Raw genomic sequence first — 21,464 nt, forward strand, 5'->3', positions numbered from 1 at the left:
CCTATCGGGCGACGCGGACTACGTCTCGGGCTCGATGTAGACCTTCTGTACCTGATCGTCGTGGTCCATCAGAGCGAGTTCGATCTGCGTGATGCGCTCGTTGATGATCTCGGCGTCAAGGTCGGGTTCGAAGGCGACGTCGGCGGTGACGAGCAGCTCCTCGGCACCGAAGTAGACCGTCCGGAAGTCGACGAGTTCGGTGACGCCGTCCCAGCCCGCGACGATCTCGCGCAGTTCGTCCTCGGCCTCTTTCGGCAGGCTCTCTCCGAGGATGAGTCGCTTGTTCTGCCAGGCGAGCGCGACGGCAAAGCCCATCAGCATGATCCCGATGAGGAGCGCGGAAGCGGCGTCGTACATCGGGTTCCCGGTGGTCCGGGTGAGATAGACCCCGAAGAGGGCGATCCCCGCGCCGGCCAGTGCGATGGTATCCTCGGTGAGTGCGGTCAGGGTCGTCACGTCGCTGGTCTTTGCGAAGGCCTCGCGGAGGGTCGTCCAGCCGTACTCGTCCATCTGGCGACTGATCCCCTGATAGGCCTTCCGGAACGCGTAGGACTCGAAGGCGATCGCGCCGAGCAACACGGCGTAGTTGACGTAGACCGGATCGAAGGTCAGGCCCAGCAGGGTAACGTCTTCGGCGGCGCGGTGGACGCCGCCGTGGGTCAAGGCGTCGTAGCCGTGGCGCGCGCTCTCCCAGCCGGCGATGCCAAAGAGCATGACGCTGACGAGCAGGCAGTAGAAGAACTGCGCTTTCCCGTGGCCGAACGGGTGTTCGCGGGTCGCCTCCTGCGCACCGTACCTGATTCCGATCAGCAGAAAGACCTGATTGCCCGTATCCGAGATCGAGTGATACGTCTCCGATAACATCGCTGGACTCCCGGTCAACAGAAACCCGCCGAACTTGAGAACCGCGATCGCGCCGTTCGCGAACAGGGCGGCGAGGACGACGGAGGTGCTACTGGCCATCGCCGGGGAGTACGAAAGGGCGTCCCTAAAACCTAAGCCGTTCTGGAGTTCGTTTCGGCGGGGCGCGAGTCCGCGGACGGGACGTGGCCGACGGCCCGCCGGTCGGTCGCGTCCGAAAGCCACCTGTCGGCGCCGACCGAAGCCCGCCCATGATCGCGATCTTTTCCGACACCCACAGCAGCACGGGCCACGAACTCGAGGGCGCGGCCCTGACCGCCGCGCGCGAGGCGGATGTCGTGGTCCATGCGGGCGATTTCACCAGCAACGCGGCGCTCGAGGCGTTTCGAGACGAGTGTGACCGCCTGTTCGCGGTCCACGGCAACGCCGACAGCGTGGCGGTCAGGGACCGGCTGCCGACGGCCCGGGTCGTCGAGGCGGGCGGCGTGCGGATCGCGGTGACCCACCGACGGGACGGCGGCGAAACCGGGCTCGCGATGTTCGGCCGGTCGCGAGGGGCCGACCTCGTCGTCTTTGGGCACAGCCACCGGCCGACGGTCGTCGAGACCGACGACATCGTCCTGCTGAACCCGGGGAGCCACGCCGATCCGCGGGGGAACCGGCCCGGTTTCGCCGTCCTCGAGGAGCGCGGCGAGGGACTCGAGGGGGAGATCCGCGAGCCCGACGGGACGGTCCTCGAGACAGTGGAGTTCGCGGGAGAATAAGCGCCAGTCGGGTGGTTTCGTCCCCGCCGTGAACAGAGAGGCGTTCGCCTCGAATCGTGTGTAACTCAGCGGGCGACGAAACAGAGATGCGTGTAGACAGCGAACCGATCAGTGGGAGTGCAAGCGTCAGGGGGGGGTCCGGGGCGGAACGACCAGCAGTGGGAAACGACCGCCCGCGGCGGTGGGCTGTCGAACGGAGGGGCCGCGAGCGGTCGGGGGATGATCGGAACGGATGTCAGGGGAAGCTGGCCTCGATCACGAGCCGACCCGAACGGGCGTGGAGGGCAGCGGGCCGGCGATCGAGGCGCATTTGGGGATACGCGCCGGCCCACGTTATAGTCAGCGCAAGCTGAAACTCGAGTTTTAGTTAGGTACGTGGCCGTACGGATACGACCGATCGAGGTCGAAACGATTAACCACGCTGACAGTGTACCGCCCGCGTATGCTGGACACCCTGACCGGTCTCGTCCCCGACGATCCCGTCATCATCGCGGTCGTCGTCATCCTCCTGTCGCTGGTCTTCTTCTCGTATCTCCTCCTGCGACGGACCGTCCTGGAGTTTCGAGACGGGATGCGCGGCGAGCGGTAGCACAAACGACGCGGCCGCGATCAGGCGAACTCGTCGCCGATTCGCTCGAGCGCCCGCTCTATGTCCCCGCGGGAGACGTCGCGGTGCGTACAGAACCGGACCGTCGTCGGGCCGAACGGCGACGCCAGCACGTCCCGCTCACCGAGGCGATCGACGACAGTCGACGGGGCCTCGCCCGTCCCCGAGACGTCCGCGATGACGATGTTCGTCTCGGGCTCTCGAACGTCGAACCCGTCGACGTCGTCGAGTCCCGCGGCCAGTAGCCGCGCGTTCTCGTGATCCCGCTCGAGGTCGGCGACGTTCTCGAGCGCCTCGAGGGCCGGCCCGGCGACGATCCCGGCCTGTCGCATTCCGCCGCCGAACAGTTTCCGGGTCCGGCGGGCCCGCTCGACGAACTCGTCGCTGCCGGCGAGCATCGAGCCGACGGGCGCGCCCAGCCCCTTCGAAAGCGAGACCATGACGGAGTCGACCGGTGCCGTGAGTTCGGTGACGGAGACGTCGAGCGCCGTCGCGGCGTTGAACAGTCGCGCGCCGTCGAGGTGTACTGGAACGTCGCGCTCGCGAGCCGCCGTTGCCGCCGCGTCGATCGCCCCTGGTTCGATCGCGAGCCCACCACGGGCGTTGTGCGTGTTCTCGAGACAGCACAGTCCGGTGCCAGGGCGGTGCAGGTCCTCGTCGACGATCGCCGCGGCGACCGTCTCCGGTGAGGGGACGCCACGATCGGCGTCGAGCGTCCGTACCTGCAGCCCCGAGTGCTGTGCCAGGCCGCCGAGTTCGTACTTGATAACGTGGCTTTCCCGGTCGGCGATCACCTCCTGCCCGCGTTCGGTGTGGACGCGGGCGGCGGTCTGGTTCGCCATCGTCCCGGTCGGGAAGTACAGCGCCGCCTCGGTACCGAGGCGGTCGGCGACGCGGGCCTCGAGTTCGTTCACCGTCGGGTCCTCGCCGTAGACGTCGTCCCCGACCACGGCGGTGGCGGCGGCCTCGCGCATCGCCTCGTCGGGGGTCGTGACGGTATCGCTTCGGAAGTCAATCATGGAACTCGCTACCGGATGGAGGGTGAAATACGTCCTGTTCGCGGCGGATCGACCCAACGACGGACCACTGGATGACGGGGTCGCCATTACGAACCGTTTTTTTCCTCCCGGAGTAATGTCGGGATATGGACCCGCGCATTCGCGAACACGCCGAGATCATTGCCAACCACTCCGTCGACCTCGAGGAAGGCGACAACGTCATCATCGACGCCCATCCGGTCGCCGAGGACCTCGTCGTCGCCCTCCACGAAGTGATCGGCGATCGGGGTGCGAACCCGATCACGACGAGCCAGCGGACCGGAAAACGCCAGCAGCGCGCGTACCTACGCGCGTCGGACGAGGAGTTCGAGACGCCCGACCACGAACTCGCGCTCGTCGAGAACACCGACGTCTACATCGCTATCCGCGCGACGGACAACATGACGCAGACGAGCGACGTCGACCCCGAAACGCAAGCGGCCCACCAACAGGCCCACCGCCCCATCCTCGAGGAGCGCCTCTCCAAGCGGTGGTGTCTCACGCAGTACCCCGCGCCCGCAAACGCCCAGCTCGCGGAGATGAGTACCGAAGGGTACGAGCGTTTCGTCTGGGACGCCGTCAACAAGGACTGGGACGCCCAGCGCGAACACCAGGAGAACATGGTCGAGATCATGGATCCCGCCGAGGAGATCCGCATCAAAAGCGGCGACACGACCGACGTGACGATGTCGATCGACGGCAATCCGACGCTGAACGACCACGGCGAACACAACCTGCCCGGCGGCGAGGTCTTCACCGCACCACAGCCCGACAGCGTCGAGGGCGAGGTACTGTTCGACATGCCGCTCTATCATCAGGGCCGGGAGATCACGGACGTCTACCTCGAGTTCGAGGGCGGCGAAGTGATCGACCACTCGGCGGCGAAAAACGAAGACGTCCTGACGGAGGTCCTGAACACCGACGACGGCGCGCGCCGGCTGGGCGAGTTGGGCATCGGGATGAACCGCGATATCGACCAGTTCACCTACAACATGCTGTTCGACGAGAAGATGGGCGATACGGTCCACATGGCCGTCGGGCGGGCCTACGACGACACCGTCGGCGAGGGCAACGACGCCAACGATTCGGCGGTCCACGTCGACATGATCGTCGACATGAGCGAGGATTCGTTCATCGAGGTCGACGGCGAGGTCGTCCAGCGCAACGGCACCTTCCGGTTCGAAGACGGCTTCGAGGAGTAGAGACAGCGAGAACGGGTAAAGCGGACCGATTTTCCGGACGGTGTTTCACGAGCGGTGGCGAGCAAAGCGGGCGGGAACTACCGGACGGGTTTATATTCCTGAAAGACCGACCACAGGTATGGCAGTACTCGTCGCCTACGATGGTTCCGAACCGGCACAGGACGCCGTCGAACACGCGTTTACGACCTATCCCGACGAGGAGGTGGTTCTCATTCGCGTCGTCGAAGCGGCGGAGGGATCGACCGGAGCCGGCATCAAACTCGCACAGGAGATGTTTCGGGAACGCGAGGAGAAAGTCGCCAAGGAACTCCCGAAGGATATCGCGGAGTTGATCGGCGATCCCGACAGGGAGTTCCGGACCGAGACCACCGTCGGCGACCCCGCCCGCGAGATCGTCTCGTTCGCGGACGAGAACGACGAGATCGACCACATCATCATCGGCAGCCACGGCCGGGAAGGGCTCTCTCGAGTCCTCCTGGGAAGCGTCGCCGAAAAGATCGTCCGCCGCTCGCCGGTCCCCGTGACCGTCATCCGCTGACGCGATTCGAACCGGGGAGTCAAGTCCGACGCCTCAGTCGAGCAGTTCGGCGACCATCCCGGCGACGAACTCGAGTTCGTCCTCGTTGACCCCGTGACCCATCCCCTCGTAGAGCCGCGTTGTCACGTCGGCGTTCATCGACTCGAGGACGGCGGCCGTGTCGTGGACCCGCTCTTCCGGAATGTGCGGATCGACGTCGCTACAGCCGAGGAAAACGGGGGTTTCCTCGAGATCGCCGGGATACTCGTCGTCGAGGTCCTCGCCGATGAGGCCGCCGCTGAGGGCGGCCAGTCCGCCGTAGCGGCGCGGGTTGCGCGCGACGTATTCGCTGGCGAGACAGCCCCCTTGCGAGAAGCCGACCAGCATGATCCGCTCGAGGGGGACGCCAGCACCGGTAGCCTCGTCGATGGCGTGGCGGATCGCCTGCAAGCCGGAGGTCCGGCCGGGCTCGTTACGCTCGACCGGTGCCAGAAACGAGTTGGGGTACCAGGTCTTGCGAGCCGCCTGCGGCGCGAGGAAGGCGACGCCCTCGCGGTGGACCTCGTCGGCCAACTGGAGCATCCCCTGTGCGGTCGCCCCGCGACCGTGGGTCAGCACCAGCGCAGCCTCGGCATCGGCGAGATCGGTTCCACCGGTCACGAGCGGCTGGCCCTGATGGGGGCCGTCGGCGCTCATTCGACACCACCGACGCCCGAGCTGGCCTCGGGCAGGTCGTGTTCGATCACCTCGAGGCCGAGCGCTTCGATCGCGCCGCGGAGGTGTTCGTCCTTGGCGTAGTCGGCACCGTCGTCCTCGCGGAGTTCCTGCGCCTTCGCTAAGACCTCGCCGCGGCGGTCGTCGGGGATCTCGTATTTGTCCGTCGAGAGTTCGATCACGAGCCCGTTGTTGTCGCGGGTATAGATCGAGTGAAAGATGCCGCGGTCGAAGACGTTGTAGCCGTGGCCGGCGTCTTCTAAGGCCTGCATCGTCTCCTCGTACTCGTCGGGGTCGACGCTGAAACAGAGGTGATGGACCGCGCCGACGCCGGCGCGCTGGCCGCGGGCGGAGGGACGGTCGTCGCTGACGAAGAACGTCAGGATGCGGCCGTCGCCCGTGTCGAAGAACAGGTGGGTCTGGGACGGGTCATCGAGGTTCGGCTGGCGAAGCACCAGCGGCATTCCGAGCAAGTCCTGGTAGAACTCGATCGTGTCCTCCTCGTTGGAGCCCCAGATGGTGATGTGGTCAGTTCCCGTGGTGTGGACGGGGCTGTCGGGTAGTTCGGCGGTGACTGGATTGATTGGGTCGTCGGACATGGTAGCTGAATCGGGGATCGGATCGGTCCCGCGGCCGAGTCGGTCGGGTTACTCCGCGAGCTGTTCGCCGAAGAGGCGCTCGGCGTCGGCGGGGACGTCGAAGTCGTGGTAGTGTTCACCCTTGACCGCCGAGAGGATGTTCAGTCCCGCGGCGGCGCCGTCGCCGACGGCGATTGCCGCCTGCCACTCCTCGGCACGGACCATCGCGCCGGTCGCGTAGACGCCCTCGAGGCTGGTCTCCATCTCGACGCCGACGTCGACGGTGCCGTCCTCGGCGAAGTCGACGCCGAGGTCCTCGGCGATGTCGCGGTTCGCGCCGGTCGCGAGGACGACGAAGTCCGCCTCGTACTCGCCGTCATCTGTTTCGACGGCGAAGCCGTCACCGGACTCGCTTACGGCAGTCACTTCCTCGCCCTGTCGGCGCTCGGCGCCGAAGTCGTCGACCTGCTGGCGGGCCGTCGCCATGAACTCGCTGCCGCCGACCGAGCCGATGCCCAGGTAGTTGAACAGGTGGGCCTTGTGCATCCAGGTCCCGTCGGTGTCGAACACTGTCGTCTCGAGGCCGTTCTTCGCGGTGAACAGCGCCGCACTCAGTCCGGCGGGGCCGCCGCCGACTACGATCACTGACGCGTCTGCAGTCGCTTCGTCGCTCATGTGTAGTCACATTGTGTTACCAGACGTATAAAGCCAGCAGCAACCCGCGGGCCACCACGTAACACCGATGTCAGTGGGGACGAACGGGTTTCAGGAGAGGCGGTACCACCTATCACGACCTGCAGCTGCAGGCTCAACCCCTTCGCATTAGTCGGGCGTAGCAGCAGATCCAACAGGAGACGACGGGGTCACGGTCCAGTCGACCCGGGTCCGCACGGCACCCGGCGGCTGATCGTCCCCGACCAGTGTAGCCCAGTGACGGCTTGCTCGAGGGCCATTCGGAACGCTCCAACGGATACATCCATGAAAACCAGCCTCGAGGTAGAGTACTGGGTCGTCGATACGGACGGCGACCTCGTCGCGCCCGAGACGCTGCTCGACGTTTCGCCGGGAGTCGATCCCGAGTTCGTCGAGCCGATGCTCGAGATCAAAACGACGCCCTGCGAATCGATGGCCGAACTCCGCGAGGAGTTGCTCGGTCGGATCGAACGGGTCGCCGACGCGGCACGCCGACGGGACAAACGGCTCGTCCCGCTGGCGACGCCGCTGTCGGCCTCGCCCGCCGAGATCCCGTACCGCGAGACGGCGGCTACCGACCTCCAGCGGCGGATCGTCGGCCCGACGTTCGACGACGCCCGGGTCTGTGCCGGGACACACCTCCACATCGAGCAGTCCAGCGTCGCCGACCAGCTCAACGCCCTGACCGCGATCGATCCGGCCTTCGCGCTGGTGACCAGCGCCTCGCACTACCGCGGCGAGCGGCTCCACCAGTGTGCCCGGCCGTACCTCTACCGGCGCTCGTGTTACGAGCCCTGTCCCGAACAGGGCCAGCTGCGACCCTACGTCGACAGCGTCGCCGAGTGGGAACGGCGGCTCGAGGCCGACTACGAGACGTTCCGGGAGCGCGCGCTCGAGCGTGGCGTCGATCCGGCCCGGTTCGACGACGCGTTCGATCCCTATGAGGCGGCCTGGAACCCGGTTCGCCTTCGCAAAGCGATGCCAACCGTCGAATGGCGCTCGCCGGACGCGGCCCTGCCGAGTCAGGTGCTACGCCTCGCAAGCGAGGTCCGGTCGGTCGTCGCCCGCGCCGACGCGAACGGCACGGTCGTCGACGACGGATCCGGATCGTGGACGGCATCCGACGCAATCGTCGACTCGAACGCGGCCGACGGGCCCCTCCGGCTCCCCGCGTTCGATACCGTTGAATCGATCACCGACGCGGCCATCCGCGACGGCCTCGAGGGCACGGGCGTCCATCAATACCTGCGCGGGCTCGGCTTCACACCCGCCGACTACGACCCGCTCGCCGACCGCATGCCGGACGGCCGGCTCACCGATCGGGAGGCGCGGCGACTGCGGCTTCGGGCCGCCGACCGGCTCGAGGCCGACCTCGAGCGCCGCCGGGTTCGAGCGCCCTAGATCGGGCCGAGAACGAGGATCGTCGGGACGGCGATGACGGCGATTCCCTGCCGGAGCGACAGTCCGCGAGCGGCCGCGACGGCGTGGGCCCACAGGTAGCCCGACCAGAGCGGACAGATCACGCCGACGGCGGTCACCGAGGCGAACAGCGGATCGAACGCGGGCGGGATCGCGTAAATCCGGGCGGGAACCGTCATGCCGAGGGCCCAGACCTCGGTCGGCGTCGACGGGAACGCGACGAGGAGGACGGCGACCGCCGGGACGTTCGCGAACAGTTGCGGAACGAACCCCCAGGCGACGAGTCCGGCGGTCCGGCCGAACCCCCGTTCGCTCGCGACCGGCCACGAAAGCAAATAAAACAACGCCGCGAACAGGAGACAGGCGAGTACCGGCATCGCCAGTAGGGCCGCAACCAGAAGGCCGACGATACCGGGAACGGACACCTCCCAACCGGTCGTAACGTATCGCAACGACGGAAACGCATCGAGGACCACGTCGTCGGGGATCACTGGCGACCGCAACAGCGAGACGACCGGCGGGACGATTCCCAGCGAGACCATCCCGACGGCCAGCAACACGCCGCCAGACCGCGACAGCGAGGGCGACTCGGCGGCGAAAAACCCCGCGGGCTCGAGGAGGAGTCGTCGCAAGCGACCAGTCATGCCATCGTGTCGTTGCTCCGACTATTCATGCGTTCCGGCTCGAGGGGGAACGCGGACAGTCGCCCACGTGTTCACGGCCGGTGTGACGGAACTACATGCGAGAAAGGCAGTCGCTGGCGAGGTGTCGTCGGGTATCGAAAGGGTGTACACAGTCGGCAGTGGGGATGGTGATCGTCGTGTGGCGATGATCCGTGTCCCCCGTATCCCCTGTAGTGCCGTTCGGCCGGCGCTGCCGACACGATATATAACGTTAGTGGCTGACATTAGTGTACCGGAACCAGTCACTAGGTATATATTTTCGACCAAACCGTCTCGGCTACCGCCTCGGAGGGAGCGCGCTCGAGCGTCGGCGATCGGCGACGAGTCCGGCGAGAACCAGGGCGCGATGGGATTTGAACCACGCAAACGGCTCGCTATCGCTCGCCGTTCTCTCGTTCAAATCCCACGTGCCGGTTCGCTCACTTCGTTCGCTGCACGGGCGCGATGGGATTTGAACCCACGACCGTCGGATTAGAAGTCCGACGCTCTTTCCGGACTGAGCTACGCGCCCTCGAGTCCGATTCGGCGGCGAAACGGTATAAGCGGTTGGGATTTCCGGTCGCGGTCGATCCAACTTCGAACCCGGATGGAAACGGAGTTCGACCGCGAGTAGCCGGTGCTATCGGTCGAATCACGGAAAAAAGAGAAGCGCTCCTGACCCACGTGACCGACGCCGCTGAGAGACGTCAGTAATCGATCTCCGAACCGTCGTCGCTCTCGTTTTCCGTCGTGTCGTCGGTCGACTCGTTGGTGGACTCGTTGTCCGCGCCCATATCGTCGGACTCGTTATCGGTTCCGTCGTCGGATTCGTTTCCGATTCCGCCAGCGGACTCGTTTCCGATATTGCCGTCGGACCCGTTGTCCGCGGAGTCGTCGGGTCCGAGGCTGTCGGTGTCGTTGGCTCCGTCGCTCGGTCCGTCCGAGTCGTCGCTCGGCGAGGCGTCGCTGGATTCGCCGTCGTCCATACATCCTGCGACCGCGGCGACCAGACCGGCACCGAGTCCGGCCGTGAATCGCCGCCTGTTGAGTGGCGTATCTGTCATCGTACGACACCAGTCTCCGCGACGGACAGCCACATAACGACGTATTTCCGTTTCATCGATCAGTCAGCGTTCACCCGAATTATCTCGAGTTCGAGTGAGCGGGCGAGTCGCTATCGGCAAAATAATCGTTTCGACGCAGACAAACCGACCGATAGCGCCCGCATAAGCGTCCGACCTCGAGCGAGGCCGGATCACGCCGATCCCGCCTCGAGCGGCCACCGAGGCGGTTCCCAGCGTGGCAATTGGCGGCTGAAAAACCGTTGCAGGGAAACAACGGACGGCCGAACGGCGAACACAGCGTTTATGCCCGTCTCGCCGGTACGTGGGCTCGATGCACGTCATCGGAACGGTGGGACTCCCCGGCAGCGGCAAGGGCGAGGCGGCCACCGTCGCACGCGAGGACGGGATTCCCGTAGTGACGATGGGCGACGTCGTCCGCCAGGAGACGGCCGACCGCGGGCTCGACCCCGCGAAGGACCACGGCACGGTCGCGCAGGCGCTACGCGAGGAGAACGGCCCGACGGCCATCGCCGAGCGGTCGCTCCCGATGATCGAGGACCGCCTCGAGAACCACAACACCGTCCTCGTGGACGGGATCCGCTCGGACGTCGAGGTCGACGTCTTCGAGGAGCGGTTCGGCGACGCGTTCACGCTGGTCAGTATCGAGGCCCCCTTCGAGACTCGGGCCGAGCGGATCGACGAGCGCGGCCGGGACGCCGGCGAGGCCGACGGCGGCGAGAGCCTCGCGGCGCGTGACGAACGCGAACGTGGCTTCGGGATGGACGACGCGATGGACCGGGCCGACGTCGTCGTCGAGAACACCGACTCGCTGGTGGCCTTTCACGAGTCGATCCGGTCGGTGATCCGAACCGACGACGGGAAACCCGCCGAGGCCGAAGCCGACCCATGAGCGAAATCTACCGCGTCGACGTCGAGATCACGGCACCGATCTACGACACCGAAGTCACGGGCCGAGTGGTCGACGCCGTGGCGAATATCTTCCCCAACGCCGACGTAGAGGAGGAGTTCGGCGAAGTACGCGGCGAAGCCCACGCCCTCGATCACTTCTCGGACCTGCTCCACCAGCAGGAGATCCTCGATACCGCCCGCGGCGAGTTCTTCGCCAACCGCGACGGCGAGACGTTCACCTTCGCACTGAAAAAGCAGGCGGCCTTCGAGGGCCACGCCAACTTCTCGGTCGGCGACTCCGACGAACTCGGCGAGATCAGCGTCCGCGTGCGGGTCGAAGCGCCCAGCCTCGAGGAGTACGTCGACCATATCGCGCCGCCGACCGAAGACGGGCGGCCGGTCGACGCCTAGTTCGTACAGTCGCCGACGTCGTCGAGCGCCGCCTCGCCCTCGGTCCGCTTTCGTCTCGCGGTCCGATAGCGGCCGTCCTCGGCCGCCGCTGCCGCGTCGGCGAAGTGGCCCGACGCCGCCGCGAGATGCTCGTTCTGACACCGAGCCGTCTCGAAGTACTCGCCGAGCCCGTCCGGCGCGTCCTCGGTCCCGTCCTCGAGACGCTGGAGCGCGTCGCCGAACGTCCCTTCGGCGGTTTCGAAGGACTCCCGTGCCGCTCCGAACTGCTCGTTATCGAGCTGGGTTCGGCCGTCCTCGAGCGCGCCGTATCCCGTCTCGAGATCCAGCATGGAATCGTACGCGCCGGTCAGCGTCTCGAGCGACGTCACCACGTCGCCGAGCGTGGTCGCGCCCTCTTCGAGATCGGAGATATCGGTACCGGCGATGGCCGTGAGTCGCTCGCCGTCGATCGACTGCAGGGTCTCTCGAACCTGCGCGTGTCGATCGGCAGCCGAAACGACCGTCCGGTGGCGGTCGTCGACCGTCTGGTTCGCGCCTTCGATGTCCCCGTTTGCTTCGACCGCGGCGGTGACCTCGTCGATGTCGTCCTCGATCGTGTCGTCCGTGACGATCACCGTCACGGAGACGAGCCCCTCGATGACGGCCGCGTACGACCGAAGCGTCTCGAGGTCGGCCGACCGATCGTCGCTCAGTTCGGCGGCGGCCGTCTCGAGGTACTCCTCGGCCAACGAGATGTGGTGCAGTGGCTCTCCGGGATCAAATTCGACGTTTTCGGGGTCTTCGAGCCCGTCGACCTCGTCCAACCGTTGAGCCGCCTTGTTCAGTTGTCCGGCCGCCCGGTCGAGCGCGCGCTGACCGGTCCGGTCTTCGACCTCGGCGTCGGCCTCATCCGACGACCCCTCGATAGTGTCGAGACAGCCGGCCAGCGCCGTCACGGTTCCGAGGCTCGCACCGGCCGCGCCGGTCCGAGCGAGATACTGCCGACGATTCATTCCTACTCGAGGGTTCGTCTAGAAGGGCATTAACGTAGTGGCAGCGAGAGCGTCAGCGGATTTAGAATTCGAGAGCGGGAAAACTGTCCATTCCGGGGGACGATGGACGCGGCGTTACCCGAACGGCCCCATGCCGCCCATGCCGCCTCCGCCACCGCCGCCCTGTTGCATCTGTTGCATCATGCGCTGCATCTCCTTCTCCGAGCCCATGCCCTGGAACTGCTTGATCGTCTTCTCCATCATCTTGTACTGCTGGAGCAGCTCTCGGACCTGTTCCTCGCTGGTACCCGAGCCGCGGGCGATGCGCTGGATCTGGCTCGCGCCGATGGCCTTCGGGTACTCCTTTTCGGCGTCGGTCATCGAGTCCATGATGACGCTGAAGGTCCGCATCCGCTCCTGGGTGACGTCCATCGCGTCGTCGGGGAGCTGGTCCTTGATCCCGCCGCCGAGCCCGGGGATCATGTCCATGACCTGATCGAGCGGCCCCATGTTGTTCATCGCCTCCATCTGCTTTTGCATGTCGTTGAGGGTGAACTGGCCCTGGAGCATGTCCTCGGGGTCCCAGTCGTCTTCCTCCATCTCGGTCTGCTCCATCGCACGCTCGACGCGCTCGGCGAGCTGACTGAGATCTCCCATCCCGAGCAGCCGCGAGATGAAGCCGTCGGGCTCGAAGCGCTCGATGTCCTGGACCTCCTCGCCGGTCCCGAGGAAGGCGATCGAGGAGTCGGTCTGGTCGACGGCGGTCAGCGCGCCGCCACCCTTCGCAGTCCCGTCGAGTTTCGTGATGACGACGCCATCGATCCCGATCGACTCGTCGAACTGCTGGGCCTGCTCTTTGGCCCCCTGCCCGATCGCGGCGTCGAGGACGAGCAGGGAGGTGTCGGGTTCGACGACGCCCTCGATCTGCTCGATCTCGTCGATCAGGTCGTCCTCGAGCGCGTGGCGACCGGCCGTGTCCACGATGTGAACGTCGGCCTCGCTCGTCTCCTCGAGGCCCTTGCGGGCGATTTCGACGGGGTCTTCGCTGTCAGGATTGCCGTAGAACTCGACCTCGGCGCGCTCGGCCATCTCCTCGGCCTGGTCGTACGCGCCGGGCCGGAAGGTGTCGGTCTGGATGACCGCCGGGCGCAGCCCCTTCGTGGAGAACCACCAGGCCATCTTCGCCGCGGAGGTCGTCTTCCCGGACCCCTGCAGCCCGGCCAGCAGGATCGTCTGTTCCTCGAGGGGCAGTTCGGTCGAGTCGCCGATGAGATCGACCAGTTCCTCGTAGACGATCCGGAGGACGAAGTCCCGCGCGGGGGTGCCGGCTGGGGGTTCTTCCTCTAAGGCACGTTCCTTGATGCTGTCCGACAGCTCCATCACGAGCGAGACGTCGACGTCGGCGGAGAGCAGCGAGCGCTGGATCTCCTTGACGATCTCCTCGATGTCTTCCTCGCTGAGTCGCGACTTCCCGCGGAGCTTGTCGAGGGTGCCCCGCAGAGAACTCCCGAGATCGTCGAGTACCATTTGCTGGGTGTACGAGGCGATAGCGTTAAAGGCTTTTTCTACGCGCGACGCGATCGTTCGGTCCGTCGAACGAGTGGCTTCAGTCTCGTCCGGACCGGTCGATCGCGATCGACGTGACTGCCATCAGTCACGAGCGTCCCATGCTCGGTCGATCCGTTCCTCGACAGCGGCGAGAGCCGTTGCGATGACATCTAGCGGATGGACGGACGGCAGTTCGAGGTCGGCCGTCTCGGTTCCGTCGGGCGGGCAGTGAAAGTGCAATCGCGGGTCGTGCGGGTTCGGATGCCGATCCCAGCGACACTCCCATCGATGGCCATCGGCTCCGGTCTCGACGTAATGGATCGTGAAATCGTCGGTCGTGAACCAGCGAATATCGAACCGGGCACCGTCGATCGACAGTGGAAACAGGTCACTATCGAGACGCGCCTCGAGTACCCGCGGTTCGGTACTGTCGGGATCGAACGCGGTCCCGACGACGAGGGGGTCGTCCGCGAGGCGACGCTCGAGGAGTCGGAGCGTTCGACGATCGGGCGGCCCCGGTGACGATGGCCCGCTCTCCCGTTCCGGGCCCATCTATGCGGGAATGAGATGCCCGTCGTTTTGGGCTAGCCGTCGCGCGAGTTCGTAGAGGCGGATGTCCCGTTCGACGGCCTCCCAGTCACTGAGCCGTTCCATCAGTTCGTGGATTTCCTCGTGATCGTCGCGCTCGAGCAGCGACACTGCGGACGGATCGTCGGCTCCGAACTGATCGACGAACGCCTCGTGGCGGGCTTCCAACTGGCGAACGCGGTCGATGATCTCCTCGACGGTCAGCTCCCTCGCGATCCGGCTGGCCTCCTGCCACTCGAGATAGCCGTCGTCGCGCTCGTACCGGGCCGGTTGGGCGTCGGTGTCGGCCCGGACGATTCCCATCTCTGCGAGCCGGTCGAGGTGTTTCTTCGCCGCGTTAGGCGAGCAGTCCGCGGTCGACGCGATCTCGGGATACGGCGTCGGCTCCGTGACCCCGAGGGCGGTCTCGTAGACCCGACCAAACGTATCGGTCGTCTCGCGCCACCGCTGACGGACGTCGTTGACGGCGTCGGAATTCGGTACCGGATCGAAGTCGCTCATGGTCGTACCGACGTGATACACAGTAATATGTGTGCGGGCTCGCAAATATGTGTTCGACCATGGCGGCGGCGGTTGCCGTCTCGAGCGGCACACGACTTGCTCGAGCGGCGTCGATGCGTATTTCACTCGACCGCGACAACCGACAGGTATGAGTTCCGATGCGGACGCCGATCCCGACGACTACGAGGCCCTCGCGGGCGATGACGTCACCATGCGACAGAACGAACACGGCCTGCACATCGCGGACCACGAGGCGACCGGCGTCTCGAGCCAGGGCCAGACTCCCGAGGCGGCGCTGGCGAACCTCGCGGCGGCCGTCGAGTCCCACCGCGAGGCCGAGTCAGACGAGACCGGCGACGACTGGCTCTGAGCGACGCAAGGCGGCTCACGACCGCGCGTTCGCATCGCAGGCGCTCGTTTTAGGCGGCCGTCCGTGGTCGGAGGGGGTATGGAAGCGTACGACATCGTCGTGCTGGGCGGCGGCTCGGGCAGTCAGGTCGCGACCGCGGCGGCCGAGCGGGGCCTCGAGGCCGCGGTCGTTGAACCCGGCCCGCTGGGCGGCGCGTGTATCACCCGGGGCTGTGTCCCCTCGAAGGCGCTCATCCACCGCGCGGACGTAGTCGAGGCGGTCCGCGGAGCCGAGGCGTTCGGTATCGATGCGGGGGTACACGGCGTCGACTACGACGGCATTACGGACGCGATTCACGACACCGTCTACGCGAAGGCGGACAACCAGACCTCGAGCATGCGGGAGGCGGCGAACGTGACGCTCTGCCGTGGCGAGGGACGGTTCGTCGACGACCGGACGATAGCGGTCGACCCCGACGACGGAAGTGGAACCGCGGAGATAACGGGCGAGACGGTCGTTATCGCCGTCGGCGGCCGACCGATGGTCCCGCCGATCGACGGCCTCGAGGGCGTCGGCTATCTCACCAGCGACGACGCGCTGTTCCTCGACGAGCGGCCGGACGAACTCGTGATCGTCGGCGGCGGCTACATCGGGGCCGAACTGGGCTACTTCTTCGGCGCGCTCGGAGCCGACATCTCGCTCGTCGGCCGGAGCGAGCGGCTGGTGCCCCGCGAGGACGAGGCCGTCAGCACGGCCGTGACCGAGTCGCTCGCGGACTACTGCGACGTCTACACCGGCTACGAGGCGGCCGAAGTGGAGCCGGCCGACGAGAGGCAAAGCGGGGAGGGAATCGTCGTTACCGCGGAGCCGAGCGACGACGGGAACGACGGCGGCGAGACGGTCGAACTCGCCGCCGACGACCTCCTGCTCGCGACCGGTCGCCGACCCAACACCGATACGCTCGCTCTCGAGGAGACGGGCGTCGAGACCGACGACAAGGGGTACGTCGAGACCGACAACCGCCTCGAGACGGCCGTCGACGGCATCTGGGTGCTGGGCGACGTGATCGGCCAGCAGCCGTACAAGCACGCGGCCGATTACGAGGCGCAAGTCGTCATGCGGAACGTCCTCGACGACGCGAGCCGGACGGTCGACTACGAGGCGATGCCCCACGCGATCTTCACGGAGCCGCGAGTCGCGAGCGTGGGGCAGACAGAGGGCGACCTCGCGGACGCCGGCCGGGAGTACGAGGTCGCGACGGTTCCCTACGACGCCGCGCCGCTGGGACTGATCCTCGAGGCCGGCGACGGGTTCGTGAAGGCCCTCGCCGGACCGGACGGCGAAATTTTGGGTTGTCACATCGTCGGGCCACAGGCCGCAACGTTGCTGCACGAGGTCGTCGTCGCGATGGACGGCGGCGGCACCGTCGACGACGTCGCCGGGCCGGTCCACGTCCACCCCGCGCTGAACGAAGTCGTCTACGCGGCGTTCGACGAACTCTCATCGCGGGCGTACTCCACGGCCCCGGACTGGCGGGACGTCGGCGACGGGTAAGGGCCCTCGAGGGGTCGGCCCGCGGTGAGGCTTAACAGTCGAGAGCGCGAAGGGCCACTATGACTTCGATCGCCGAGTTCACCCTCGCGCCGGCGGACTTTCCACTCGGGCGAGTCTTCGAGGACAGACCCGAGGTGACGCTGGATCTCGACCGCGTCGTCCCAAGCGGTGACACGGTCATGCCGTACTTCTGGGTGCAAGATCCCGACGAGGAACTGGCGGCAATCTTGAATATCTTCGAGGGGTTGCCGGAGCTGCGATCGGCGGTTCTCATGGAGGACCTGGGTGACCGGGGCCTCTATCGCGCCGAGTGGAAGCCGGAGTACATGGGGATCATGCGAGCGATCGCGGAAACCGGCGTCACGGTCGTCTCGGCGACCGGGACCAGAACGGGCTGGGTGTTCGAACTCCGTGCGGGGTCCGTCGATCGGTTCTCGGCGTTCCAGCAGTACTGTGCGGACCACGACATCGAAGTGACGCTCACACGGCTCAATCGCCTCTCGGAGATGACGGCCGGTGCCGAGTACGGCCTCACGCCGGAACAGCGCGAAGCGCTGTTGCTAGCCTACAATCAGGGGTACTACAGCGATACGCGTGAGACCGATCAGGCGACGCTCGCCTCCCAGCTCGGCATCTCGAGACAGGCGTTCTCGTCCCGACTCAGGCGGGGGTATCGGAACCTCATCGAGGGAACGATCGTCGGGGACCCACAGAGCAGCGACCAGCCGTATAAATAGACTACATAGAGGGTGTCATAGAACAGTTCTCATACCAGAGAGCAGGGTGAACGCTGAGGTGGTATGAGCCCAGCGACCCTGCAAGATAATCCTACGGTAGAGACGTTCTTCAATGCCGTGGAGACGGAGACGCTAGCGCTGTTCGAGCATCTCTCCTTCGAGTTTCTCGAAGAATTCGACGTGTTCGCCCCGGCGGAGACGGGGCGAACACGAGACCACGAACCACCCGAGATGATGCGTGGGTTTCTGCACTGCTACTACAAGGATATCTACGGCATTCGTCCGGTTGCGCGAGAACTGAACAACACAGTCGTCTGGCTCAGCTGTGGCTTCGATCGACCGCCGTCGAGAGACGCGGTCGATCGTTTCCTCACCGATCTCGAACACGTCATCGACGAGATTTTCGACCACCTCGTCGAGCAGGCCGCCTTGCGGGGCCTGCTCGACTTGACCTACTCGATTGATTCGACAGACGTGAGAACGATGCCAGCCGATCAAGACGCGTCGAAATGCTACGATCCAACGGCTGAAGAGTACTACTACGGCTACGGCTGCACGATCGTTTCGACTGGTTCAAAGATCCCGATTGCAGCGGAATTCACCGAGAGCAAACAAGCGCCAGAAGAGACGGCGATGCGCGTCACGCGTGACGCGCTCGCCGTCGACACTCCGATCTGGATGCTTGGAGACAGCGCCTATGACACACTCGATTGGCACGACTACCTGCTGACCGCAGGAGTCGTGCCAATCGCCCCGTACAACGCACGCAACACCGACGATCCACTGGACATAGAGTACAGGGTCGAAGACCGTATCAAAGAACACAGCAAGGACGTGAAGTTGAAGCAATCGACGTTAGATGAGACGTACAACTGCCGGACAGGCGTCGAACGAACTAACGACGCAGTCAAGGACTGCGGCCTCGGGCACGTCCACGCCCGAGGCCGCGTCCATGCACGAGCACAAGTGTTCCTGTCGTTGTGTCTGCGTCTCGTTATTGCGATCACCAACTACGAACGAGGAGATAATCCGGGAAGCACGATCATCACGGTGTGACAAGAGTTCTATGACACCCTCTACATAGGTAAGACGGTGACTCACCAGTCCACCCGGAGTATCCCCACGTGATGGAAACGAGCGACCAGCGGCGGGGGGAAACGGCCACGGTGTACGAGCTTGCGGACGACGAGTCGATCAGTACGGGAGTCGTGACGGCGGTTGCGACTGCCGCGGACGCCGAGATGGTTCCGACCGGCGGTACCGCCGGTGGAACGACGGCGCTCGACCCGCTGTACACTGCCGTCGACCCGGACGCACTCGACGCACTGTTCGGAAGCGACGGCTTCGGAACGGCCGGAACGCCCGACCGAGTGACGTTTACCTACCACGGGTACGAGATCACGATCACTGGCGACCGACGGATCGGCCTCGAGCGACTCGAGCGAGCGGCCGGCGAACCGGCCGAGTAACAGATAGACGGCGAGGTCACTCGGTCGAAACCGGTCCGCTCTCGGTCTCGCCGTCGTTGGCCAGCCACTCCGTGAGGCTTCCTTCGTAGAACATGACGTCCTCGTAGCCCAACGCTGTGAGGACGACGTAGGTGTGACTGATCCGCCGGGCCGTGTTACAGTAGAGGACGATTTCGCGGTCCGGGGTGATCCCGCGGTCGGCGAGGAGTGCCTCGAGTTCGTCTTCGGGCTTCAGTCGACGCGTCTCGTCGTCGATGACGTCGCGCCAGTCGAACCGCACGGCACCCGGCAAGCGGGCCTCCTCGAACTCCTCGCGCTCGCGGGTGTCGACGAAAACGGCGTCGCGCTCGAGGGCCGCTTCGACGGCGTCGTAGCCGACCAGCGGGCTCTCGTCGGGCTCGAGCGGGTCGGCCTCGTAATCGACCGGGTCGATCTCGGGGGTGTCGCTCGTCGTCTCGTAGGTCTGGTTCCAGGCGCTGTAGTCGCCGTCGAGCAGGCGGACGTCGTCGTGGCCGTACTCGAGGGCGGTGAGGACAAAGCGGGCCGCGAAAACGCCGTGGGTATCGTCGTAGGCGACGATGGTATCGTCGGGCGAGATCCCGGCGTCGCCGAGCAGGGTCGCGAAGGCGTCCGCACCGGGTAGGGTACCGCGGTCGACGTCGCTCTCGTCGCGGTAGCTGTCGAACGGGATACTGACCGCGCCCGGAACGTGTCCGATCCCATCGAACTCCCAGGCGTCCCTGACGTCGACGACGCGGACGGCGGGATCGTCGAGACGCGATGCGAGCCAGTCGGGGGAGACGACGACGGATTCGTCCATTGGGCCGGCATAGGAAGCCAAGCCCCGAGTACGCACCGGTTTCGGGGCGAGCGGCGGATACCGGGACAGTGGCAACTCTTGCCCCTGTTTGTCGAGGGAGCCAGCCTATAAATACGGGTATCCATCGAGAGCGGCGTCTGACCGCCGAACGCGTCGCTCTTCCCGAGCGCGAGCCGAATCGCGGCGAAAAGACGCGGCAAAAGTTTCCCCCACGGTCGACCGGTGTCCGAATTGACCGGTTAAGAAGTCCCTTTGTGTGTCGCCATCGTAGGACCGTCCATGGCAGACGACTACGCCAAAGACGTACTCGTTTCGGCTGACTGGGTCGAGGACCGACTCGACCAGTTCCAGGACGACGACTCCGACCTCCGACTCGTCGAAGTCGACGTCGACACGGAAGCCTACGAGGAAGAACACGCACCCGGCGCGATCGGGTTCAACTGGGAGACCCAGCTCCAGGACCAGACCCAGCGGGACATCCTCGAGAAGGAAGACTTCGAGGCCCTGCTCGGTGACCACGGCATCAGCGAGGACGACACCGTCGTCCTCTACGGCGACAACTCCAACTGGTTCGCCGCCTACGCCTACTGGCAGTTCAAGTACTACGGCCACGACGACGCGAAACTCCTCGACGGCGGCCGCGAATACTGGCTCGAGAACGACTACCCGACCACCGACGAGGAGCCCGACTTCTCCAAAACCGAGTACGACGCCGCCGGCCCGCGCGAGAGCATCCGCGCCTACCGCGACGACGTCGAGAAGGCAATCGAGCGCGGCGTTCCGCTCGTCGACGTTCGCTCGCCCGAGGAGTACTCCGGCGAGGTCCTCGCGCCCCCGGGACTCCAGGAGACCGCCCAGCGCGGCGGCCACATCCCCGGCGCGAAGAACATCTCGTGGGCTGCCGTGACCAACGACGACGGCACCTTCAAAGCCCCCGACGAACTCGAGGACCTCTACGCCGAGGAAGACATCGATGGCGACGAGACGACCGTCGCCTACTGCCGCATCGGCGAGCGCTCGTCGGTCGCCTGGTTCGCCCTGCACGAACTGCTCGGCTACGAGGACACCGTCAACTACGACGGCTCCTGGACCGAGTGGGGCAACCTCGTCAACGCGCCGATCGAGAAGGGCAACTAACGCGATCCGTCGCCCGCCCGACGCGGGACGCGACCATCGGGATCGTTCCCCGATCGAGGCCGACCGATCGCCGGGACCGGAACCGATATCAGCTATCGGTTAGTGATCCGAAACGATGAGCGACGGCGAGGACTCGTGGCTCGCGAGCCGTGAGACGACGAACCGACTGCTTGGGTTCACGATCGTCGTTCTCGCCGCGGGCTTTGTCAGCGTCGGCGACACCGGCCCCGCGGCGATACGGTTCGTCGCGGAGAGCCTGCTGCTCCTGATCCTCGTCACGGCGATCGTCCTGTTTCTCGGGTGGTTGCTCCGGGCCGACGGCGGGTAATCGATAGCCGGGCTCGCATGCCCC

At 65.8% G+C, this 21,464-nt stretch carries 26 protein-coding genes and 1 tRNA gene; 14 read left to right on the forward strand and 13 right to left on the reverse strand.

Annotated features, from left to right (window positions below; all coding sequences use genetic code 11):
* Window positions 1–18: 18 nt before the first annotated feature.
* Entirely contained in the window at window positions 19–963 is a 945-nt protein-coding gene (locus NATPE_RS17530) for a cation diffusion facilitator family transporter (protein ID WP_006182929.1), read from the reverse strand.
* A 149-nt stretch (window positions 964–1,112) separates the two neighbouring features.
* Here NATPE_RS17530 and NATPE_RS17535 point away from each other — a divergent pair, with 149 nt between their 5' ends.
* Window positions 1,113–1,625, forward strand: a complete 513-nt coding sequence (locus NATPE_RS17535) for a metallophosphoesterase (protein WP_006182930.1) — start codon at window positions 1,113–1,115, stop codon at window positions 1,623–1,625.
* A gap of 442 nt (window positions 1,626–2,067) precedes the next feature.
* Window positions 2,068–2,214 (forward strand): DUF7859 family protein, encoded by a 147-nt coding sequence (locus tag NATPE_RS22820; protein WP_006182931.1) that lies wholly within the window; start codon window positions 2,068–2,070, stop codon window positions 2,212–2,214.
* Between the two features lie 20 nt (window positions 2,215–2,234).
* On the opposite strand, the gene NATPE_RS17540 is transcribed toward NATPE_RS22820, so the two are convergent.
* Window positions 2,235–3,251, reverse strand: a complete 1,017-nt coding sequence (locus NATPE_RS17540) for a threonine aldolase family protein (RefSeq protein ID WP_006182932.1) — start codon at window positions 3,249–3,251, stop codon at window positions 2,235–2,237.
* A 125-nt stretch (window positions 3,252–3,376) separates the two neighbouring features.
* Here NATPE_RS17540 and NATPE_RS17545 point away from each other — a divergent pair, with 125 nt between their 5' ends.
* Both NATPE_RS17545 and NATPE_RS17550 read left to right on the forward strand, forming a co-directional pair.
* Window positions 3,377–4,471 (forward strand): aminopeptidase, encoded by a 1,095-nt coding sequence (locus tag NATPE_RS17545; RefSeq protein ID WP_006182933.1) that lies wholly within the window; start codon window positions 3,377–3,379, stop codon window positions 4,469–4,471.
* A 118-nt stretch (window positions 4,472–4,589) separates the two neighbouring features.
* A complete protein-coding gene (locus NATPE_RS17550; protein ID WP_006182934.1) occupies window positions 4,590–5,009 on the forward strand; it encodes a universal stress protein in 420 nt (139 codons plus the stop codon).
* Window positions 5,010–5,042: 33 nt separating this feature from the next.
* Here NATPE_RS17550 and NATPE_RS17555 read toward each other — a convergent pair whose 3' ends face one another.
* The 3 genes from NATPE_RS17555 to NATPE_RS17565 are packed head-to-tail and all read right to left on the reverse strand — an operon-like array spanning window position 5,043 to window position 6,955.
* The gene (locus NATPE_RS17555) at window positions 5,043–5,684 is read right to left on the reverse strand and encodes an alpha/beta hydrolase (RefSeq protein WP_006182935.1); all 642 of its coding nucleotides are present in this window, start codon (window positions 5,682–5,684) and stop codon (window positions 5,043–5,045) included.
* Window positions 5,681–6,301 (reverse strand): VOC family protein, encoded by a 621-nt coding sequence (locus NATPE_RS17560; protein WP_006182936.1) that lies wholly within the window; start codon window positions 6,299–6,301, stop codon window positions 5,681–5,683. Before NATPE_RS17560 ends, NATPE_RS17555 begins: the two co-directional genes overlap by 4 nt.
* Before the next feature lie 48 nt (window positions 6,302–6,349).
* Entirely contained in the window at window positions 6,350–6,955 is a 606-nt protein-coding gene (locus NATPE_RS17565; protein ID WP_006182937.1) for an NAD(P)/FAD-dependent oxidoreductase, read from the reverse strand.
* Between the two features lie 303 nt (window positions 6,956–7,258).
* Between NATPE_RS17565 and NATPE_RS17570 the strand changes: the two genes are divergently transcribed.
* Window positions 7,259–8,374, forward strand: a complete 1,116-nt coding sequence (locus NATPE_RS17570) for a glutamate-cysteine ligase family protein (protein WP_006182938.1) — start codon at window positions 7,259–7,261, stop codon at window positions 8,372–8,374.
* Here NATPE_RS17570 and NATPE_RS17575 read toward each other — a convergent pair.
* The 3 genes from NATPE_RS17575 to NATPE_RS17585 all read right to left on the reverse strand — a co-directional run bounded on the left by NATPE_RS17575 (window position 8,371) and on the right by NATPE_RS17585 (window position 10,118).
* On the reverse strand, window positions 8,371–9,036 hold the full coding sequence (locus NATPE_RS17575) for a YIP1 family protein (protein ID WP_006182939.1): 666 nt from the start codon (window positions 9,034–9,036) through the stop codon (window positions 8,371–8,373). The genes NATPE_RS17570 and NATPE_RS17575 overlap by 4 nt on opposite strands.
* A 475-nt stretch (window positions 9,037–9,511) precedes the next feature.
* A tRNA-Arg gene (locus tag NATPE_RS17580) sits at window positions 9,512–9,586 on the reverse strand.
* 175 nt (window positions 9,587–9,761) lie between these two features.
* Window positions 9,762–10,118 carry a hypothetical protein gene (locus tag NATPE_RS17585; protein ID WP_015299254.1) on the reverse strand — a complete coding sequence of 119 codons (357 nt, stop codon included), beginning with the start codon at window positions 10,116–10,118 and terminating at the stop codon, window positions 9,762–9,764.
* Window positions 10,119–10,449: 331 nt separating this feature from the next.
* Here NATPE_RS17585 and NATPE_RS17590 point away from each other — a divergent pair, with 331 nt between their 5' ends.
* Window positions 10,450–11,028, forward strand: coding sequence for an AAA family ATPase (locus tag NATPE_RS17590; protein ID WP_006182941.1), 579 nt, complete (start codon window positions 10,450–10,452; stop codon window positions 11,026–11,028).
* Entirely contained in the window at window positions 11,025–11,438 is a 414-nt protein-coding gene (locus NATPE_RS17595) for an RNA-binding domain-containing protein (RefSeq protein ID WP_006182942.1), read from the forward strand. The genes NATPE_RS17590 and NATPE_RS17595 overlap by 4 nt, the downstream gene beginning before the upstream one ends.
* Here the strand turns inward: NATPE_RS17595 and NATPE_RS17600 are convergent.
* The 4 genes from NATPE_RS17600 to NATPE_RS17615 form a co-directional block, all read right to left on the reverse strand.
* On the reverse strand, window positions 11,435–12,430 hold the full coding sequence (locus NATPE_RS17600) for a hypothetical protein (protein WP_006182943.1): 996 nt from the start codon (window positions 12,428–12,430) through the stop codon (window positions 11,435–11,437). The genes NATPE_RS17595 and NATPE_RS17600 overlap by 4 nt on opposite strands.
* A 114-nt stretch (window positions 12,431–12,544) precedes the next feature.
* Window positions 12,545–13,936, reverse strand: a complete 1,392-nt coding sequence (locus NATPE_RS17605) for a signal recognition particle protein Srp54 (RefSeq protein ID WP_006182944.1) — start codon at window positions 13,934–13,936, stop codon at window positions 12,545–12,547.
* A gap of 123 nt (window positions 13,937–14,059) precedes the next feature.
* Entirely contained in the window at window positions 14,060–14,509 is a 450-nt protein-coding gene (locus NATPE_RS17610; protein WP_006182945.1) for a hypothetical protein, read from the reverse strand.
* Entirely contained in the window at window positions 14,510–15,046 is a 537-nt protein-coding gene (locus NATPE_RS17615) for a DUF7342 family protein (protein WP_006182946.1), read from the reverse strand. It lies immediately after the preceding gene.
* A gap of 148 nt (window positions 15,047–15,194) precedes the next feature.
* On the opposite strand from NATPE_RS17615, the gene NATPE_RS17620 reads away from it, so the two are divergent.
* The 5 genes from NATPE_RS17620 (at window position 15,195) to NATPE_RS17640 (ending at window position 19,155) form a co-directional block, all read left to right on the forward strand.
* Window positions 15,195–15,416, forward strand: a complete 222-nt coding sequence (locus NATPE_RS17620; protein WP_006182947.1) for a type II toxin-antitoxin system HicB family antitoxin — start codon at window positions 15,195–15,197, stop codon at window positions 15,414–15,416.
* A gap of 78 nt (window positions 15,417–15,494) precedes the next feature.
* Complete coding sequence (locus NATPE_RS17625; protein ID WP_006182948.1) at window positions 15,495–16,949, forward strand: dihydrolipoyl dehydrogenase; 1,455 nt, start codon at window positions 15,495–15,497, stop codon at window positions 16,947–16,949.
* A gap of 59 nt (window positions 16,950–17,008) precedes the next feature.
* On the forward strand, window positions 17,009–17,686 hold the full coding sequence (locus NATPE_RS17630) for a helix-turn-helix domain-containing protein (RefSeq protein WP_006182949.1): 678 nt from the start codon (window positions 17,009–17,011) through the stop codon (window positions 17,684–17,686).
* Between the two features lie 63 nt (window positions 17,687–17,749).
* Window positions 17,750–18,742, forward strand: a complete 993-nt coding sequence (locus NATPE_RS17635) for an IS5-like element ISNpe16 family transposase (protein ID WP_015299157.1) — start codon at window positions 17,750–17,752, stop codon at window positions 18,740–18,742.
* 71 nt (window positions 18,743–18,813) lie between these two features.
* Window positions 18,814–19,155, forward strand: coding sequence for a HalOD1 output domain-containing protein (locus NATPE_RS17640; RefSeq protein WP_006182950.1), 342 nt, complete (start codon window positions 18,814–18,816; stop codon window positions 19,153–19,155).
* Window positions 19,156–19,171: 16 nt separating this feature from the next.
* On the opposite strand, the gene NATPE_RS17645 is transcribed toward NATPE_RS17640, so the two are convergent.
* Complete coding sequence (locus NATPE_RS17645) at window positions 19,172–19,975, reverse strand: sulfurtransferase (protein ID WP_006182951.1); 804 nt, start codon at window positions 19,973–19,975, stop codon at window positions 19,172–19,174.
* 279 nt (window positions 19,976–20,254) lie between these two features.
* Between NATPE_RS17645 and NATPE_RS17650 the strand changes: the two genes are divergently transcribed.
* Both NATPE_RS17650 and NATPE_RS17655 read left to right on the forward strand, forming a co-directional pair.
* On the forward strand, window positions 20,255–21,112 hold the full coding sequence (locus NATPE_RS17650; protein WP_006182952.1) for a sulfurtransferase: 858 nt from the start codon (window positions 20,255–20,257) through the stop codon (window positions 21,110–21,112).
* Window positions 21,113–21,227: 115 nt separating this feature from the next.
* The gene (locus NATPE_RS17655) at window positions 21,228–21,440 is read left to right on the forward strand and encodes a hypothetical protein (RefSeq protein ID WP_006182953.1); all 213 of its coding nucleotides are present in this window, start codon (window positions 21,228–21,230) and stop codon (window positions 21,438–21,440) included.
* The last annotated feature ends 24 nt before the right edge of the window (window positions 21,441–21,464 follow it).

This window comes from Natrinema pellirubrum DSM 15624 (assembly GCF_000230735.2).
GTDB classification, from domain to species: Archaea; Halobacteriota; Halobacteria; order Halobacteriales; family Natrialbaceae; genus Natrinema; species Natrinema pellirubrum.